16 protein-coding genes and 2 tRNA genes are annotated in these 17,602 nt (G+C 66.5%); 3 read left to right on the top strand and 15 right to left on the bottom strand.

All coding sequences use genetic code 11. The features are described from left to right. Window positions 1-42: 42 nt before the first annotated feature. The 11 genes from ACIBKX_RS32960 to ACIBKX_RS32910 all read right to left on the bottom strand — a co-directional run bounded on the left by ACIBKX_RS32960 (window position 43) and on the right by ACIBKX_RS32910 (window position 11,752). The gene (locus tag ACIBKX_RS32960) at window positions 43-1,773 is read right to left on the bottom strand and encodes a VgrG-related protein (RefSeq protein ID WP_363276227.1); all 1,731 of its coding nucleotides are present in this window, start codon (window positions 1,771-1,773) and stop codon (window positions 43-45) included. A 32-nt stretch (window positions 1,774-1,805) separates the two neighbouring features. Then, entirely contained in the window at window positions 1,806-2,537 is a 732-nt protein-coding gene (locus ACIBKX_RS32955; protein ID WP_363276228.1) for a LysM peptidoglycan-binding domain-containing protein, read from the bottom strand. A 1-nt stretch (window position 2,538) separates the two neighbouring features. Continuing rightward, a complete protein-coding gene (locus tag ACIBKX_RS32950; protein ID WP_363276229.1) occupies window positions 2,539-2,997 on the bottom strand; it encodes a phage tail protein in 459 nt (152 codons plus the stop codon). Window positions 2,998-4,094: 1,097 nt separating this feature from the next. Further along, window positions 4,095-4,253, bottom strand: coding sequence for a DUF6760 family protein (locus ACIBKX_RS32945; protein WP_363276230.1), 159 nt, complete (start codon window positions 4,251-4,253; stop codon window positions 4,095-4,097). After that, a complete protein-coding gene (locus tag ACIBKX_RS32940; protein ID WP_363276273.1) occupies window positions 4,250-4,687 on the bottom strand; it encodes a hypothetical protein in 438 nt (145 codons plus the stop codon). The genes ACIBKX_RS32945 and ACIBKX_RS32940 overlap by 4 nt, the downstream gene beginning before the upstream one ends. Window positions 4,688-4,740: 53 nt before the next feature. Continuing rightward, window positions 4,741-5,187, bottom strand: coding sequence for a phage tail protein (locus ACIBKX_RS32935; RefSeq protein ID WP_363276231.1), 447 nt, complete (start codon window positions 5,185-5,187; stop codon window positions 4,741-4,743). A gap of 73 nt (window positions 5,188-5,260) precedes the next feature. Next, window positions 5,261-6,928, bottom strand: a complete 1,668-nt coding sequence (locus ACIBKX_RS32930; protein WP_399376735.1) for a phage tail sheath family protein — start codon at window positions 6,926-6,928, stop codon at window positions 5,261-5,263. A gap of 196 nt (window positions 6,929-7,124) precedes the next feature. Then, window positions 7,125-8,660, bottom strand: a complete 1,536-nt coding sequence (locus tag ACIBKX_RS32925; protein WP_363276233.1) for a hypothetical protein — start codon at window positions 8,658-8,660, stop codon at window positions 7,125-7,127. A 4-nt stretch (window positions 8,661-8,664) separates the two neighbouring features. Beyond that, window positions 8,665-9,033: a hypothetical protein gene (locus tag ACIBKX_RS32920; protein ID WP_363276234.1), complete on the bottom strand. Its 369-nt coding sequence runs from the start codon at window positions 9,031-9,033 to the stop codon at window positions 8,665-8,667. Window positions 9,034-9,333: 300 nt separating this feature from the next. Then, on the bottom strand, window positions 9,334-10,140 hold the full coding sequence (locus tag ACIBKX_RS32915) for an acyltransferase domain-containing protein (protein ID WP_399376826.1): 807 nt from the start codon (window positions 10,138-10,140) through the stop codon (window positions 9,334-9,336). Between the two features lie 1,207 nt (window positions 10,141-11,347). Next, window positions 11,348-11,752: a C40 family peptidase gene (locus tag ACIBKX_RS32910; RefSeq protein WP_399376824.1), complete on the bottom strand. Its 405-nt coding sequence runs from the start codon at window positions 11,750-11,752 to the stop codon at window positions 11,348-11,350. Window positions 11,753-12,798: 1,046 nt separating this feature from the next. Between ACIBKX_RS32910 and ACIBKX_RS32905 the strand changes: the two genes are divergently transcribed. Next, entirely contained in the window at window positions 12,799-13,413 is a 615-nt protein-coding gene (locus ACIBKX_RS32905; RefSeq protein ID WP_363276236.1) for a hypothetical protein, read from the top strand. A 365-nt stretch (window positions 13,414-13,778) separates the two neighbouring features. Here the strand turns inward: ACIBKX_RS32905 and ACIBKX_RS32900 are convergent, their stop codons facing one another. Continuing rightward, window positions 13,779-14,438, bottom strand: coding sequence for a DUF4360 domain-containing protein (locus ACIBKX_RS32900; RefSeq protein WP_363276237.1), 660 nt, complete (start codon window positions 14,436-14,438; stop codon window positions 13,779-13,781). A gap of 505 nt (window positions 14,439-14,943) precedes the next feature. Between ACIBKX_RS32900 and ACIBKX_RS32895 the strand changes: the two genes are divergently transcribed. Beyond that, a tRNA-Leu gene (locus ACIBKX_RS32895) sits at window positions 14,944-15,027 on the top strand. On the opposite strand, the gene ACIBKX_RS32890 is transcribed toward ACIBKX_RS32895, so the two are convergent. The 3 genes from ACIBKX_RS32890 to ACIBKX_RS32880 form a co-directional block, all read right to left on the bottom strand. Further along, entirely contained in the window at window positions 15,025-15,330 is a 306-nt protein-coding gene (locus ACIBKX_RS32890; RefSeq protein ID WP_363276238.1) for a hypothetical protein, read from the bottom strand. The two genes, ACIBKX_RS32895 and ACIBKX_RS32890, sit on opposite strands and share 3 nt — an antisense overlap. A gap of 105 nt (window positions 15,331-15,435) precedes the next feature. Further along, window positions 15,436-15,948: a hypothetical protein gene (locus tag ACIBKX_RS32885; protein ID WP_363276239.1), complete on the bottom strand. Its 513-nt coding sequence runs from the start codon at window positions 15,946-15,948 to the stop codon at window positions 15,436-15,438. A gap of 187 nt (window positions 15,949-16,135) precedes the next feature. Beyond that, window positions 16,136-16,212: transfer RNA gene (locus ACIBKX_RS32880), tRNA-Ile, on the bottom strand. A gap of 456 nt (window positions 16,213-16,668) precedes the next feature. Here ACIBKX_RS32880 and ACIBKX_RS32875 point away from each other — a divergent pair. Beyond that, window positions 16,669-16,944: a GlsB/YeaQ/YmgE family stress response membrane protein gene (locus tag ACIBKX_RS32875; protein ID WP_363276240.1), complete on the top strand. Its 276-nt coding sequence runs from the start codon at window positions 16,669-16,671 to the stop codon at window positions 16,942-16,944. Window positions 16,945-17,602 lie beyond the last annotated feature (658 nt).

Below are 17,602 nucleotides of genomic sequence, written 5' to 3'. Positions count from 1 at the left end.
AGGTGCCGGTGAGGTCAGTTCAGCTTGCTCAATCGAGCTTGATCAATTGAGCTTGATCAGGGGGGCCTTGAGGGAGCAGGTGCCGCCGCCCTCCACCGACACGGTGGTATCGGCATGCACGTTGACCTGCTGCCCGCTGAGGTTCAGCGATCCCTTCCGCGCCTTGAGGCTGATGCCGTCGGCCTCCACATGGACGGCCCTCTTGGCATCGATACGCACCTCGCCGTCGCTCTCGATGGAAATGCTGGTACCGCGCTGGTCCAGGTCGAGTCGCAGCTTTCCGTCGCCGGAGGCCAGGAGCACCCCCAAGGGGCCGCCCTCGGCGTCGAGCAGCTCCAGGCGCTGGCCGGTCCTCGACACGAAGGAGCGCACATTGGTGGTGCCCTTCGTCGTGTCGTACAGGTCGCTGACGGCATGCTTACCGGGGGCATGGCGCTGGTTGTAGAGACCGCCGAGGATGAATGGCCTGTCCAGGCAGCCCTGTTCGAAGCCCACGAGGACCTCGTCGCCCACCTCGGGGCAGACGATGCCGCCGTCCTGGGCGCCGCCGAGCTGGAGGGTCCGGGCCCAGTCGCTCTCGTAGTCGTCCGACAACCAGGGGAAGCGCACGCGGGCCCGCCCGTGTGCCCGGGGGTCCTGGATGTTGGAGACGGTGGCGCAGACGAGTCCGGCCAGGCGCGGAGCGGACGCCTCGGAGTCTCCCGGAACCTCGCCCGCCGCCGTCCCGTCGCCTTCCTGGACGGTGACTTCGGTGAGGTAGCCGGTGTCGGGATGGAATTCATGGCGTACCGATGTCGCCGTATAGCGGCCGTTGAAGTCCTCGCCGAGCCCGCTGAGGGTCACGGCCGAGCGCAGCCGCAGCTGCGGGGTGCCGGTCACGACCGCGTGCAGCTCGGTGAGACTGGCGGCGACTTCCTGCGCCATCGCGGCGGCGAGGTGCTCCGCCTCGTTCTGGTCGATGCGCGGCAGCGAGGTCAGACGCAGCGGCTCGCCCCCCAGGCCGTCGCCCGGCCGCCAGGAGACGTCACGGGACGGTGTCCGCTGTACGCGGTGCTCGGCGACCAGCGCCTTCCCTCCGTCGGGGTCCCAGCCCCGTACGTGCACGGTGTCGACCTGGTGGCGCAGGGTGGCGCCGACGCGCACCTTCAGCAGGTTCTGCCCGTACTCCAGGACGTGCGGGCTCTGCTGGGAGCGCGCGGGCGGCGAGGGGGCCTCACCCGCGTCCGCCACGGCACGCCAGTGCAGTTCACCGGAGCGCATGAAGACGTCGTGGCCGCTCTGGCGGGCGAGCCGGGTGAGGAAGTCCCAGTCAGGTTCGGCCTGGCTGAGGTGTTCGTAGACGAGCGAAGTGCTGTCGATACGACCGGTCTTGAGGCCCGCCTTCCTGGCCAGTTCGGCCGCGATGTCGCTCGCCGACCGCTGCCGGTACGCGGCGACACGGCGCCCTCGCCGCAGCCGGTGGGACAGATCGTGGGCACGTATCACGGTGTGCGTCCCCGAGTCCCCGGCGAGCACCTCGCATCCGGTGACCTCGCCCGTGAACAGCTCGCTGCTGCCCGTACCGTTCCGGGCCACCAGTTTCAGCCCGGCCCCCGGCCGCAGCCCGGTGCGCCGGGGCAGTTCACATCCGGGGTCGCGCAAACCCACCTCGCATACGGCGGAGGAACGCCGGGACTCCTCGACGAAACCCCAGGCCAGCGCCTGCGCCCAGGGCTCGGGCAGCGGGTTGCCCTCGACGAAGGCGAGCAGGGCGGCACCGTGCTGACGTTCCATCGGATCAACTCCTCCAGGTCAGGTAGTGGGGTTCAGACCGTGTGCCGGTCGGGGCCGCCGAGCGGCAGCACCAGGCGCTGGCCCACACGCATCCGGGTGGGGTCATCGATGCTGTTGCGCTCGGCGATCTCCCGCCATTCGGCGGGTGAACCGCCCAGGTGGCGGTGGACGATCGAGGGGAGGGTGTCGCCCGCGATCACGGTGTGTACGTGCCGTGAGTCGGGCGAGCCGGACGTCGGGTTCTGCCGCCGCTGTGCCAGGCCGATCTCCTCGAGCACCAGCGTGCAGGTGGCCCGTTCCGGACTGCCCTGAGGGGAGAACAGAGAGTAGACAGCCTCCACCTGACGCAGGCACGACAGAAAGGACACCGACTCGAACTTCCCCCACCGAAAGACCAGCCATGGTGGTGAGGGCCGATCCGCGTCAATGCTGTCCTCGGTGGGAGCACACCACTTCAGGAGCTTGGTCATACGTGCATCCACCGAGCCGCCTTTGTCGGCGCCGTCGAGGAGGATCTTCAGGGTCAGCACGCGAGGCTGACTCCCGGTGAACTCCGGTGTGGCGGCCGAAGCGGCGGAGCGCACGCGGTGCCGTGACCACGAGGCGCCCTTCGTCAGGGTGAGTTCCGCGGGGTTGAACTGCAGGGTGATCGTTTCGCCGGGCAGCTTGCGCGGCTCGCCCGCGGAACTGGTCGGTGGCGCGAAGCACTCCAGGCAGGCCCGCACCATCTTGTCCTGGCTGTCGCCGGACAGGGACGCGGTCATCTCAGCGGCCTCCGGGTTCAAAGAAGCCGTGATGCGCGATCTCCAGGACCTCCATGGCAGCCGTCGCGCTTCGCACGTCGAAACTCGGCCCGCTCCAGGACACCGGCACCACGCCGAGCAGCCCCCATCTGGCAAGGACCGAACCGCTGTTGGTGAGCGCGGCGATCTCACCCGTGGTGCGGCGTCGCTCGGCGACGGCGGCGGTAACCCAGCTCACCGTCTGACCGACGCCGGAATGCACCGGCCGGGACAGCAGGAGCGGCGGGTAGGCCAGGCGCTTGGGCAGGTACCAGCTGAAGCCGTTGCTGCCGCCTTCGGCGTACTCCTCCATCTCGACCGAGCAGGCCAGTCCCTCACAGCTGGTGAAGCAGCCGAGATCCTGGCCGTCGATGGTCAGCCGGAAGTGGTGACTGCGCGCCGGGTCCGACCGCGCCTGTGCCCTGTCGCTCCGGTTCGACATGCCCCTACCTCCTGTCCTCTCTGCCCTCGGCGGAACACTCGCTTCTGCCCTGTGCGGAACACCCGCTCGGAGTACCCCAGTTCACGCTCCCGCCGGTACGCGCAGGGGCGGGCACGGCGGCCGAACCGACGACCATCAGCCGTGCCCTCGCGGGCACCGACGGTTTCCCCAGCTGCTTCTGCTGCCCTTGTCCGGGGGGTACGACGACCGCGCCGCCGGACGCGATGGTCGGCACGAACTGCGCGCGCACGGCCCGCACAGACTGGACAGCGGGACCAGCCGGGACGGCGGGACCAGCCTGGACAGTGGTACTCGCCGCCGGGCGTCCAGTGGGAAGGCCCGTGCTGCGCGGGCCCTTGAGCGCGGAGGGCGCGGCTGCCTCGTACGGCAGCAGCCGTGCCGCCCCCTCGCGTGTGGGCGGCAAGTGACGTGCCGGAGGGGGTGTCGGCGTCCCCAGGGCCAGGTGCTGGGGACGCCGACTGCTGGAGGGAGCGGGGAAAGGCACGCTCTCGGCCGCGCTGCCGGCATCCACAGGCCGAGGCGCATCGTCATCGCGCGGAGCCGACGGCCGGTGCTCGGCCCGCTCGTCGTGCCGAGGCTCCGGCGCCGCACCGCCGGAGGCCGAAGGCGAGCGCCGCCACCATCCGCGCACCGGGCGCAGGATGGCCTTCCAGGAACTGCTGCCGGGGCGCCGCTCGCCGCGGGCGAGGGCATCAGGTGCCCCCGCGGGGTGGGTCAAGGGCCCGGACGCGGCATGCCGGGGGATTGGATGTGCCGCATCCGGGCTGTCAGGGGACGGCCAGACCAGGGAGGCCGCCGGGCGGTGCCGGAACCGTTCCGGGGGGCGCCGCCAGGCGATGACCTCCTGGAAGGCCAGTGGTGGCCGGTCGGCGACCTGTGTGCCCAAGTCGCCGGCCAGCCTGGGGTCTTGCCAGGCCGCCAGCAGGTCGGCGGTGCGTTGCTCTGCCGTAATGGGGAGGAAAGCGTGACTCTGCGGCAGCGGCCGACCGCCCGGTGCTACCCCCTGAGGGGTGCGCCCGAGGTGCAGCGAGGACGGCTGCCCCGTCGCGGACCGATGCCACACTGTCTCTCAACCCTTACTCTCTGGCCGTCAGTTGAATGATGGTTCCGATTTCCCCGACATACCGGCGCCGCTCGTCATGTTCGAGGTCAAGGATTTCGGTGAGCGGCCAGTGGAAGTGATAGGCGATGTACGCGATCTCCGCGTAGAGAGCGTCGATCGCGTACGTCGTCATTCCCCCAGGCGGCTCCCGAGATCGACCGGGAATTCGTGCGTACAGGCCGGACAGATCGTCGAGGCCGCCGCCGTGCCATCCGTGTTGATCTTCTCGTAGAACCGCTGCAGGAAGGCCAGATCGGCGGCGAAAAGCCCTTCCACGACGCCGGCGTGGACCTCGGGGAGATCTCCAAGGCGAGTGACCACCCGGCCCAGCAGAACCACCGACAGATAGGCGGGGTTCTCCTGCACACGCTGGTCCTTGAGCGGCAGCAGCTCGTCCCGCGCGGTGGCGAGGCGCATGACACCGTCGCGGTGCAACTGCCCCTCCGCGTCGACGAACCCACGCGGGAGCCGAAAGGGGAACTCGGTTTCCGGCGGGACCGGCGGGGCGGTCACGGGTCGGTGCATAGGTCGCTGTACGGCACTTGCGGCCTCACTGCCGGAGAACATTTCCGTCTGGTCCTTGGCCCTCGGCGCCGGGCCCTCGGTCACACGCCCACGCCTCACGCGATCGTCAGGTCCTCGTACTCGATGGTCACGGTCTCCATGAGCGGCTCGGAGCTTCCCGAGGTCAGGGCGCCGAGCTGGTACTGACTGGCCCAGGCATTGGCGAGGTTGTACCGGCGAACCGTCTCACCCTTGCCGCTCTTCACCTCGATGGTGACGTTCTTGCGGGCCTTGACGATGTCGTTGTTCTCGGCGGTCAGCCTGATCCAGTCGGTGAGCGCCGTGCTCTTGTCCACGCCGCGCGTGATCTCGATGCTGCCGGCCTCGCGGGGACCTTGCTGCTTCCGGATGATCTGCTTGCCGGTGGAGGCGTCGTTCTCCTCGCTCTCGATGACCCGTTGGCGGATACCGAGTCCCGATACTCCCTTGAGCTGCTCCAGCTGGATGCCATCGATCTGGATGGCGAAGGTATGGACGACGAAGTCGTCCTGCGGGCTAGGCACCCTATTTCTCCCTATGTCCTATGCGTGCGAGACGATTGGTGTGTGAGTCTCCGGTGTGCCGTGTGTCCCACCATTACTCGGCGGACTCCCCGCCGCCCAGCGCCGCCTGCGAAAGACGGAACACCACGAATTCCGCAGGCTTGACCGGCGCGACGCCGATTTCGCACACCACCTGCCCGGTGTCGATGACCTCCGGCGGATTGGTCTCGGCATCGCACTTCACGTAGAAGGCTTCCTCGGCTGTACGGCCGAAGAGCGCACCTTGCCGCCATTCGTTCACCAAGAAGGCGGCGATATTGCGCCGGATCGTGGCCCACAGCCGCTCGCCATTCGGCTCGAACACCACCCACTGGGTGCCCAAGAAGATGGACTCCTCCAGGTAGTTGAAGAGCCGTCGTACGTTCAGGTAGCGCCATGCCGGATCGCTCGACAGGGTGCGGGCTCCCCAGACGCGGATGCCACGTCCGGGAAAGCTGCGAATGCAGTTGATGCCGACCGGGTTGAGCAATTCCTGCTCGCCCTTGGTGACTTGCAAGGGAAGATCCAGGACACCCCGCACCACTTCATTGGCCGGCGCCTTGTGCACGCCCCGCTCGGTGTCGCTGCGCGCCCACACCCCCGCCACATGCCCCGACGGCGGCATCAGGACCTGCTTGCCGGTGACCGGATCGGTGGCCCCGACCCAGGGGTAGTACAGCGCGGCGTACTTCGAGTCGAAACCGGTCTCGGTCTGCCGCCAGTGGTGGACCTCGGCCGGAGACATGTTCGGCAGTGGATCGATGACGGCCACGCGGTTGGCCATCCGCTCGCAGTGGTCGATCATCGCCAGTTGTACGGCCTTGACCTGCTCACGGTCGACCATACCCCGCTGATACGCGGCCATCAGGTCGGGAGCCGCCAGAATGGTCACCTCGTCGACGGCCTCAAGACCGGCGAACCCGGAACGCTTGGCGACGTCGCCGACATAGCGGCTCACTGCCGATGTTTCCGCGTCGGCGGCCGTGTCTCGGCCGTCCTCCCCGGACGCCGGGTGCAGGGTGACGGCCTGTTTCTCGGGAAGAACGAGTGCGTCGCTGCCCGCGGCACGGTTCACGACGGAGATGAACTGCGAGTGTTTACGAACCTGTGTGGCCACGTACAAATCGGATGCACGGTCGGTGGAAACCTCGAAGGCCTCGACCCGCTTTCCCGACGCTTTGATCACGAGCCGGAACAGATCAGAACCACTGGTACGCGCGTCTGTCTCACCGCCGGCAGCCGATGGACCCTCTGACTCCTTGGGCGCCGCCTTCTCGGTCTTGTCGGCGGCACGCCTCGGCGGCCTCGCGACCGTGTCCGTGCTCTGCTCCGTGCGCTGCCCGGAGTCTGTGCTCGGCCCGGCCACCCGTTGCACCTCGACCGTCAGCTCCTGCCCGACAACGCCAGGCAGTGGGCTCACCTGGAAACTGCCCAGGGGCTGCACGGATCCGGTCCGCAGCACACGCGGGGCGGAATCGATATCGGCGGACTGGCCGTCGACGCGAACTATGTAACACGCTCCGCCGCCGTTGGCGAAGTACCCGTATACCGAACGAGCCAGATGCGAGTGCTCGATAAACTCACCGAAAGTCGCGAGAAACTGACTCCAATTCGCGACCCGCACCGGTCTGTTGAGAGGACCCTGTTCGGCGAATCCGACGAAGGCGGCCACCGCGGTGCCGATCCCCTGAATGGGGCGCGAACCGCCATCGCTTTCCTCCATGTAGATACCCGGGGATAGGTAATTGGGCACCCGTGCTCTCCTGGATCGTCCGCAGTGGATTTGGCCTGCTGGAAAGCTAACAGCAGTAATGCAGGGTTGGACCACTCGAGTTGACTCTTGTCATCTTCTGGCAGGCGTGAGATCAACTTGTGGCCTTGTTGCGCAGACCGGGAGTTGGTGGCGGGAAAGGGGCGACTCAGGACAGGGCGGCGTTGCCCGGAACAGCAACTCGCCTCGCCACAAGAGCCTCTGCGAGCCGCTCCAGCTCCACGTCTCCGGAGTCGAGGGACACGGCGTCCGTGGGTCCGGCCCACCGGCCCGTGGCGGCCCACGCGGTTGCCGCCTCGCCCTCGGCCCAGGCCGGGAGCATCGCCTCGATCTCACGGCGCCGGTCTGAACCGGCGGGCAGCGTGGTGGGGTCGGGCAGATGGGGAAACTGGAGACGGCCGACCCTGGAGCCGAGTTGGAACACGCCGCGTCCCGGGAGGGACTCCGCGTCGTCGTGACCGAGCCCTACACGCACATTCAGGAGACGGCTGAGGGGACCGGGCAGCCCGTCAGCCGGGTCGATCGCGTCTTCCGGGCACTGGAGCCACACAAGAAGGAAGACGCGGACCGAGCGTCCCCGCTGGGCGATACGACGGGTCTGCCGCAAGAAGGTCAACAGCCGGGCCATGCCGTCTTCGCCGACGGCCATCTCATCGACGGCATTCGTCCAGTCGTCGACATTCAGGTACAGCGGCGGGAAGTTGGGCTCTGCCCCGTCCTCGTGCCGCATCCGGCGCCGCACATCACGGCGTCGGCACATCTCGCGGAAGACCCGGTCGACGGCATGGGCGATGTCCTCCGGCTCCTCCGCGACCGTGAGGACCCCACGCGTGCGCTCATGGTGTGCGAGGTCGCCCTCGCCCTTGCCGTCTGCGAGCACCGCACCGCCCGTCTCGGGGTCGGTGGCGCCGCCGCTGGCCTCGGCCTGTTCCAGGAACCTCTGGTGCTGGAGGGCGATCGTCGCGACGACGGTGCCGAGCGACACGGACTTGCCGACTCCCGGCGTACCCGTGCCCAGCATGTGCGGATGGTTCGTCATGTCGATGACCAGCCACCAGCGGCCATCGGCGAGCTGACGGGCACCAGGCGTACCGGGATCAGTGACGGCCAGCGGAAGCTCGTTCCATGCCAGTCCGTCGAGGTGGGTCCGGGTGAAGGGGATGTCCGGGCCAGTGGCCAGCGCAGGCACCGGGCGAAAGACGGGCCGGTTGTACGGGGTGGCGCGGTCGGCGACGAATCGCCGTCCGGTGACGGCGCGGAGCTGGTCGGTGAGGCGATGAATGTCCTGGGCCTCGAAGCGGTCGGCACAGCGCAGCGTGATCTCGTTGATCTGTCCGTCGCGGCCACGGCGCAAGGTGACGTGGTCGCTCACCCGAGTCGGAACCATCTTCTTGACCCACTGCTCCGCCCCGTCGGCCTGGCGCGTCACGGTCCATGAGGGCTTCTCCAGGGGGATGCCCATCAGGGACGCACAGCCGCGGAAGAGCTTCACGGCTTCCTTGTCGGCGGGATCGTCCTCGGGCGCACGCAACCACCAGCGTGCGACCGGGATCAGCCCCACCAGAACGAGCGAGATCCAGCCGAGCAGGAACGCCCCGACGAGACCGACCAGAACGGCCCAGACACGCCGCGCCAGGACCTGGCCGACGGCGGGTGCGGCCTGCGTCTTCTTGGTGCTGTCCATGCCATCACGTCCCGGACGGGGCCGTGGCTTCCGCGGCAGTCGTGGTGGCAGGACGCGAGGCCCACTGCCAGCCGAACACGGCGGCGCCGAGCAGGAGCGCGCCGCATCCGACCCGGGGTATGCCGAGCAGGAGGGCATCGAAGGCGAGGCAGCCGAGCACCAGCCAGGCCAGGATGGCCACGCGCCGCCCTCGGTGCAGCCTCGTCCGCAGGTGATGGAGGTACAACACCTTGTACCGCGCGGTGTGACGGAGGAGGCCGATGGACCGGGTGGTGGAGCGGGCGGTGGTCTGCAGACGCGGAAGAAGCCGGGCGGCCAGTGGGCGGCCCACCCGGCTGGCCCGGACTCTTCGGGTGAGGTCGGCGGTGGTCATTACCGGGCCCTTCCTCCGCGGGTAGCGGCGTTGGTGGTGGTCTGGCGGTCGGCTGCGGCGCAGGCACATTCCGCGGCGTACCGGCATCACGTTCCCCGTCGGATGCCGGTACGCGGCGGAATGTGCCTGCCGCTGTCCCGGCGTGCGGCTGCCCACGTCAGCCGACCACTCTGTCTTGTGTCCGTCTTATGTCACGCCTGGCTCGGTCCCACTCGCCCGATTTCTCAACGCCGGGCCTTTCTCCCGACACCAACCGGGCCAGTCCGGGAGGCCGGGGCGCCGACCTTGCCTGACGGAGGTTCAGCTCGCGACGCGAGGGGCCATGGCGGGCGCAGGGCGGGGCGAGAGGAAAGCCGGGTCGGTGAGGGGAGCCCAAGTAGTGGCGTTGGGTATGACTTGGGTGGCGCAGCGGGTCATAGTCAGACCCGTTCCCGCCTCCAGCCACAGCAAGGGGCTCCCCGGATCCGAGATCCGACGCAGGAGGGCAGGGAGGTCAGCCGGCTTCACCATGCAGTCGGCCAGCACCTTGGCAGCGACGTCTTCCTCGGCGAACGGGCGGGACTGTGAGGCCAGGTGGAGCGCTATGCGTGGCGCGTGTGAGCGCAGTCCGGAAACCTGATCGCTGAACTGCATGGCCTCATAGGCCACCTTCGGGTGATGGGCGAAGTAGGGCGTGGGCAGCCGGGTGGCCGACAGCCCGTATCGGATTGCCAGCTGATGGGCCCGTTCCACTGAGTGGATCGGACCGGCCAGCACGGTTTCGCACGGAGTGTTGACACAGGCAACAATGAGTTCCGGCTCGTGAGCGCTGGACAAGAACGCGTCGGCTTGGTCGGCACTGGCGCGGAGCCTGAGCAGGCCGTCGTGCCGTTGTGGCATCGTCCGGGCCAGCACAACAGCGATCCTGGCCCCGTCTCCCACGCTGAAGACTCCGGCGGCGGCCATGGCAGTGATCTCACCGAAACTGAACCCTGCCACCGCTGAAGGCGCTGTCCCCATCGCACAGAGCGCCTCGTGGACCGTCAGACAGGCTCCGTACAGCAGAGACTCTGCAAGCCCGGCCGGACCAGATGTGAGGTGCCGGGAGTCCGCCCCGGAATCGAGCACCACACCACTGAGCGGGGGCAGTCCGTATGCGCCTATGGCTGAGTCAATCGCGGTGAAGACTCGCTCAGCGGCCCTGCGTACAACGGGCTGCTCTTGTGCGGCCTTCTGCAGCGCGCGGAGGTGGAAGTCGCCTTGTCCCGGGAAGAGATGGACAGCGGTCGGAACGTCGCACGGTGAGGGAACCACTCGAAGACTCCTTCGTGGACAGGGTGGTGAGTGCAGGGCTGAGCAGGGGCACAGGGCATGCGGGATCGAACGTGGTGATCGCCAGCAGCAGGCATTCGGCGTCAGCGTCCGCCGGCTGCGGCGCGGCGTGCCCGGCACCCACCGGCAGGTCGCCCGTGCCGGTTCCCGACTTGAGGAGCCTTCGTCCCTGAGTACCGGTGCGTGTACAGATCCTGGCGTCGGACGTGTCCAGACATGCCGCGATCTCCTCGTTGTCGGCCACCTACTCGGGAAGGCAGGCGCGGACACCACACAGAACTGCGGTCTAGGTTGCTGTGTGCGTTGATTTGCCAGGTCGCATGGCTCTCCTTTGCAGGCCGACTAGTGCAGAAGCCTGCACCCGTCGGTGGACGGCAAGGTTGTGACCGTGAGTCGGCCGTCCACCTCGTTGTGGAGGCCGTCAGATGCTGGGGGCGCCGACGCTGCCCTACTGGCGCGGTGAGTCGGCGACTAGCGCAAAGAAGCGGAATCCCGCTGTCCATGAATTTCCCTTCTGGGAGGAACAGCCGGATCACACCCAAACACCTGCCTTCGCATACTGGCCGCGTCTTCGGGTAGAAGCAGTAGAAAGCAGGCGGATTGGGTTCGTACATAGGGCCGGACAGCTGATGTGCTGCAAGCGATGCAGCCTTGTGCGTTTGTGAGATTGGTCCAGAGGCGGACGGTTTGGCGCACCCCGAACGGCTGTGAACTGGCCAGACGTGGGGTGTCTGCGGTGGCAGCGCGCGCAGTGCGACTCGCGGTGCTCTTGTCGCCGGTGTCACTGGAGGCGCCCCGCCGCCAGACCGACACTGAAGGGCCGTTGGTCATGAGGGTCCATGCCTGGGTGGCGGTGCAGACCTCGGAACCGACCGGCCCTGCCTTCCTTGGCAGCCTCTCCATGGCCGCTCTGTCCCTGCTCGCTGCTGAGACGGTCTAGACACAGCCCGATGCAGACGGAACCGGCACGCCATTGTGTCGGCCGTCAGACGGGGCGGGTTCCTCAATAGCGGCCGTACCAGACACGGTTCGTCCACAGCTTCTCCAGCCGCACACTCCGGCCCGGCTTGGGGGAGTGCCAGACTCTCTTGCGCCCGGCGTAGATGCCGACGTGGTAGATGCGGTTACCTGAGTGGAAGAACACCAGATCGCCCGCGCGGCGCGCCTTGGCCGGCACATGCCAGGAACGGTTGTACTGCGCGGCGGCGGTTCGCGGGAGTTTCTTGCCCACCTTCTTGAAGGCGTACAGCGTCAGGCCCGAACAGTCGAAGCGGTAGGGGCCGGCCGCGCCCCATTGGTAGGGGGCGCCCCTCTTCGAGGCGGCGATCCGTAGAGCCTTCTCTCCCGGTGTGATTGCCTGGGCGGCATCGGCTGTCCCTGGCAACGCGGTGGCTATGGCCAGCACCATGCCCGCCACGGCCCAGATCGCGGAGCGGGAGGTGCCCACGCCTCTGCACGGGGGCCGCGCAGAGGGCTGCTGACGTCCCGATCGCGCGGACCTGCGTGTCTCACGGCGAGGGCAGGTCGGTGCGGCGTGCTGCGTACGTTTCCCGGTCGCCCTTTGCTGGGCGTGATCGCAGCGAGTTGCACGGCCGGCGGCTTCCGTGCCCCTCTGGCACGAGCCGGTACAGGTACGGGAGCGCACTCGGCCCTGTGACGTGCACCGGCATGAACCCGCAGGACCGGTGGCGTGTGAAGATCGCATGGGTATTGCTTCCTTTCGATGGGGACGCGCCTCGTCGATGGCAGGCCGACCGACTGCTGTTGACGCACGTATGTGACGCACGAACGGCTGGAGGCCTGCCCGGACATGGAACGTCGCGTGACGAAGCACGTGTTGATTGACGGCTGCTCAACAGGAGTTGCGAGCCAGTGCGGACAAGAGTCGGCGCCCAAGGGAGAGGCGGCGAGGCCCCATCGGGCGTCGCGTGGGCCTGGATTGCTTTGGCGTCGGCGGATCACCAACCGACCGGTCGCTGCTTTCATTGCGGCCTGTGAACAAGCCAGCTCTTCTATGCAGTTGACAGCAGCCTGCGCGCGAGCAATGCAACAGAGTGTCACAAGACCTGCGAAGTGGGTCAATCCACCAAACGGGCCGAGTCTTGCCTGACGTACCTCTAACCAATCGCCTGTTGCGAAGGCATGAGATGGGCCTCTGGGCAACTCGTGCCACCGCAACGGAGACCTACCGCTGCCACACTTCGCAAGCGTTGTGGTCCGAATGAGCCACGACACGCCTCAAACGGCTCCTTTCGCTGCTCGGGCGGCGGCAAAGGGCGCGTCTCGGCTGGTCCGGCGCCTACGGGGAGGGTGCCCTGGAGGAGTCCCTGACCGATGCGTCTCCAAGGGCAGGATTTCATGACGAGATCAAGTCACCCCCGACCTCGATTAGGGGGCCGTGCGGTCACCGCAACGACCGTGCTCCTTCTTGCACTCACTCCTACCGCCGCGGCAGTGGACAAGCCCACCGAACCGGGCGTGCTCAAGCTGATCGACACCCCGAGTGGCAGAGTCCTCGCGGACAAGGACGGCTACGCGCTCTACCTGCAGGACGCGGAGAAGGCCAACACAGCTCCATGCGTCGGTGAGTGTGCCATCAACTGGCCTGCGGCGACCGGCTATCCGACCAAGGCGGACGGGGTGGACGGCGCCACGGGATTCACGAAAGACAATCCAGAAGGCGCCGACAAGCCGCAGGTCATCTACAACGGGCACCTGCTTTATTACTACAAGGGGGACCAGCCGAACGAGCCCAAGGGGCAAGATATGGGCGGCTGGAGCCTGGTGGACGCGAAGGGCAACGCGCTCAAATCCACGGAGGGGAGCGCGCCCCGCCGTGACGACACCAGCGAATCTCCTGATGCCGCGCAAACCACCTCGACCGGAGCTGTCCGCGGCAGCGTCGAGTACATCAGCGGAACAACACAGGACTCCGCGGTACGTCCGCTGGTCGTCGGGGCCGGGCTCCTCGCCGCTGCCGCGGTCGGTGTGGGGGCGTTGTTGCGCAAGCGCAGGGAGCAGGACACCGGTGCTCCCGACTCCCCTCGGACAAAGGGGGGAGGGCGTTGAGTTTCCGGTACACAGGCAGGACGGGTGGTACGGCTGTTACGGCAGCGCGTGCCGCTGCAGTGCTGTGCGCCGTGGCTGTGGCGTTCCCTCGATTACGCCACTCGCTGAGGCATCTTCCGCCACAGCCCTTTCTGCCCCCTGCGCGAAAGCCAGAGCCAACTGCATTGATGATCTTCGGTGCGATCCTGCGTCGGGTGACGCGTGAAGAGCATTGAGGAGTGAGGCCGTGGGGGGCACCACTCTCTTCGCCGAGAAAGTCGTGTCCGCCGGTGATACCAGCGGACACGACGCCATGCTCCTGGCGACGCCCGGCCTGCGATCGTGAGGGTCCTCAGGCGAGTGCTTGATGAGACTGAGTCAACGACTCAACGAACAGATCCAGGGCATGTCTTCCAAGCGAGATGGTAAACCGTACCGATGCTGGCATCAGTCGAGTCCATGGTGATGAAGTTCGTCTTAGACGGGTCCGAGTTGCCGGCGTTCACACGCAGGTCAGTGTTGATGTTGAAGTTGCGCTTTTCTCCGCAGGGCGCCCAGACGAGAGCATCGATGTCGGTGACATCAGAGACCTGCCAGTTGTCGGCGCGCGGCCCGGTGAAGGTGTGGGAACTCTCTGCCGTCTGCGGCATTCCTTGAAAATAGTAGTTTGCCTTCTGCTGTGCGACGGCGCCCCTCTCTAGTTTCATGAATCCGCGGTAGTCGGCTCTGGCGATCGCGTAGGTGATGCCCTGTGGGACATGCACCCGCAGGTTGAGCTGACAGTTCTTCCGGAAATCCGTTGGTCTGGTGCCCGGGCCCACCTGGGCGAGATAATCGCTGTACGTGACGGTGAAGGCTGTGTTGTCGGGGGCGACTGCCACGGCTGCGGTGCCCAGGGGGCAGCCCGACCCGTTGACGGTTGCCAGCTCAATCACGATTTTGTCGGGAGGGGCGACGGCTCCTTCCTCGGCTGCTGTTGCCCCGGTGATTGTTGAAGCAGTCAACGCGACTGCTGCACAGCCCGCTGCCAGAGCACTCTTGCGCATGCTTTCTCCATTCACATGCCCAACCCGCCGGCGGGAAGGGAAACGCGTTTCTGAGTTCGCTCATACGTCAGCACAACTCACCAGGAAAATAAAGGGAGTCCACTAAAATGAGCCATCGCGGGGGCGACCTATCAGCCATCAAGAAAGTTTGACTCAAAGAGACGCTGTGGCGCGAACTGCCCGTCCTTTGGTTATTACCTCGTCGGGAACCAACGCCTCTAAAATATTTCTGCCTCAATTACTTGGTGACCTCGAACTTCGCCTCGTTTGTCGATCGACGCCGACGTGCCGGTTCAGGTGCGGCTCCCTCCATGGTCGGTCCGCGCGCTGCCGGTGGGCTCGACCGACATGGCGGGTCAGTTTCCGCAGTCATCTGCATTGATATTCACTCATTTGTCCGGAGAGACACCTTTTCGAGGGATAGCACAGACGACAAACCGGAACAGCCGGAAATTTTGGGTGAGTTGTGTGAGAGCATGCGCAGGGGCCTACTCGTGGGCCCTTCGGGAGTGTGGCGGAATTGGCAGACGCGCCGGATTCAAGTCCCGGTGTCCTAGCGGGCGTGAGGGTTCGAGTCCCTCCACTCCTACCCATGGTTCCTGCAGCTTCTGCTGGCCCCTGCGGCTCTTGCCCTGTGCGGGCGCTGGCCCGCTTCGGTCAGCGCGACCAGCACGTCCGCAACCTCGCGGGTGAAGGCCGGCACATCGTCGACGTCCGCATGCCGGTTGAGCGGGACGATGACGTGCATGCCGCGGAAACCGGTCGTCATCACACCCGCCTGGAGGCCCAACTCATCCAGCAACACATGCAGTCGATGTGCGGCACGCCGCACCGGTTCGAAGAGCGAGCGGTCGAGGCCGTGGCACGACGCCGACTCAAGCGCGCGTGCCACGGCCTCGACCGCTTACCCGAGCCCCGTTGTCCCCGCACCGTAGTCGGCCGGGCGGCAGGTCACAGATCGCGTCCTTGATCGTCGAGGCCTTGAGACAGCCCTGCGTCACCCGTCGTACGTCACAGTGCCTTGAACCTGAGGACGGTATGGATCCCACGACGTGCCGGGTTGCAGCTCAAGGGAAATGGTGCACGCCTTTTCGTCATTACCCGTCCCTCCCAACCTAAGGGAGTAGCCAATTTTCCCGTCCTTGCCCCCATATTTCCAAAGGTCATAGCCGTAGGTGAAATGTAGGGAGACATCGGGGTTGTATTGGCCGTGAGGCTTTTCCCTGTCGAAACCGAAATCCAAGTATCCTGCGCCTGTCCAGTATTGATTGCTGGTGTCTCCAGGGATGTAGTAATCGGTACGCGACTCGAAAGTCATCTGCCCGCCGGAAGGTATGCTCTGCGGAGCCGCCCCCTCTGCCCAGTAGGTGTCAAGGTTGTGCCCCTTGAGCTGCCCTTCGCTGATGCGGCCACCGGTGTGGGAATCCCATAAACGCAGCTCGTGACCCGTGTTATTCGTCACGATGAAATTGCCGTAGTAAAAGTCTCCTCTTTCTTCCTTCATCTCCATGCCCCTTCGATTCGATTGCCTTTTGGGCTGGCTGCCGATTAGGCGATGAGGGTCAGCCCTTCCCTGTAGGGATGTGCGGTCCTTCTTATGTCGGCCGCCTGCGGCCTCCCCTCGCCGCGATGGTCTGGGCGGCTTCTAGGACCAGCAGGTCGCGGAACCACCCCTACCCATGACGGCGGGGGTTGCTTGGTGGGGCAGGTGGGACTCGAACCCACGACCGGCGGATTATGAGTCCGCTGCTCTAACCGGCTGAGCTACCGCCCCTTGTGCCCGGAGGGCAGACGTGAGCTCCCGTCGTGACATCGCCGCATTACATGTCGTTGCGCGCACGACTCCCCTCTTGAGTTTTGGATCCCGCCGCTGTGGACGTTTCTCCAATACGCTCCGGCTACCCCAAAGCCGGAGCGTCACCCTATTGGTGTAGTTGGCTGAGCCGGGTTCCGACAGAAGTGGAAAATGTCCAGCGGCGTATCACTGTTTCTTCACTGGCTGTGGCACGATGAGCATGTTTTCGAGTCTTACTGTTCGCTGTCAGGTCCCTGTCGGGAAAGTCGCCCCTCAGGTGAGTGCCGTCGATCGTGGGTGCTCACAAGTTCCGTCTGATGACAGCGTTCGCAGGATCAAGGCTCCCCGTGCGCGGCGACTTCGGCAGGGTTGAGCTGCTGGCTCGGCTGACGCTGATGGATCGCAGTGCAACCACCGAGATACGAGGAGGAACAGATGCATTGGTTATGGGCAGTCATTGTTGGGCTGGTGCTGGGGTTACTCGCGAAACTGATCCTGCCTGGAAAGCAGGAAATCCCCATCTGGCTGACCGCGCTGCTCGGCATCGCCGGCGGCCTGTTGGGGAATGCAGTCGCCCACTGGATCGGGGTGGACCACACCAAGGGGATCGACTGGGTGCGCCATGGTCTGCAACTAGGAGGAGCCGTGCTCCTGGTCGCCGTGGGGACGCCGCTGTGGGCACGCTTCCGCTCTTCCCGAAGGGCAACATGATTTCGCGGGGGCGATCACACAGTCCGCGGCAGTAAGAGGCGGTGCGCCCGGGCTTGGACGGGTGGGACGCCTGGTCCGCCCCGCCCGTCGCCCGCGCGCGGCCTCCCCCCGGCATGTCGACAGCCGGGTCCTCAAGGCCCGAGATTCATTTGGACCGGGCCCTCGACTGCCGCGGCTCCTGGCGAACTGTTCCACCCAATGGGCATACCGCGCTTCCCTGACCGCATGGCGATTTGAGCCCCGCCGTCCGAATGCCGGTGCTGGCCGCTCGCCCGGCCCCGCTGGTAGCTCTCGTGATGGACCCCGATGGCTCCCCGCAGCCCGTACCCCGCTGCGCAGGGTTTCCGGATTGGTGCCGAGATCGGCAGCGAGCCTTGAGCTTCGCCCTGCCTCGATGCGCCAGTAACCCCCTGGGCGAAGTCCCGGCCGCCCAGCAGCCGTGTGAGCACCCATCAGGTCGATCCGCCTTGGGCGAAGGGCTTGGCCAAGAGGGCGACATATAAGAGGTGCAGGTTCTGAGGCCGGCCGTCTCGCCAGGTTCTGACTCTTCTGTCCGGCGTGACGGCCGTCGGCGATTCCGCGCGGGCGGACCACGGAACGCGGCAACCCGGGGCACAACTGTGCGATCCACGTGTCTCGTTGACATGCGGCCACAACA

Origin of the sequence: Streptomyces sp. NPDC050658, from assembly GCF_044457025.1 — a bacterium.
In the GTDB taxonomy this organism is placed as follows: Bacteria; Actinomycetota; Actinomycetes; order Streptomycetales; family Streptomycetaceae; genus Streptomyces.
Note: the sequence above shows the minus strand (reverse complement) of the source record. Positions and strands in the feature narration are given on the sequence as shown.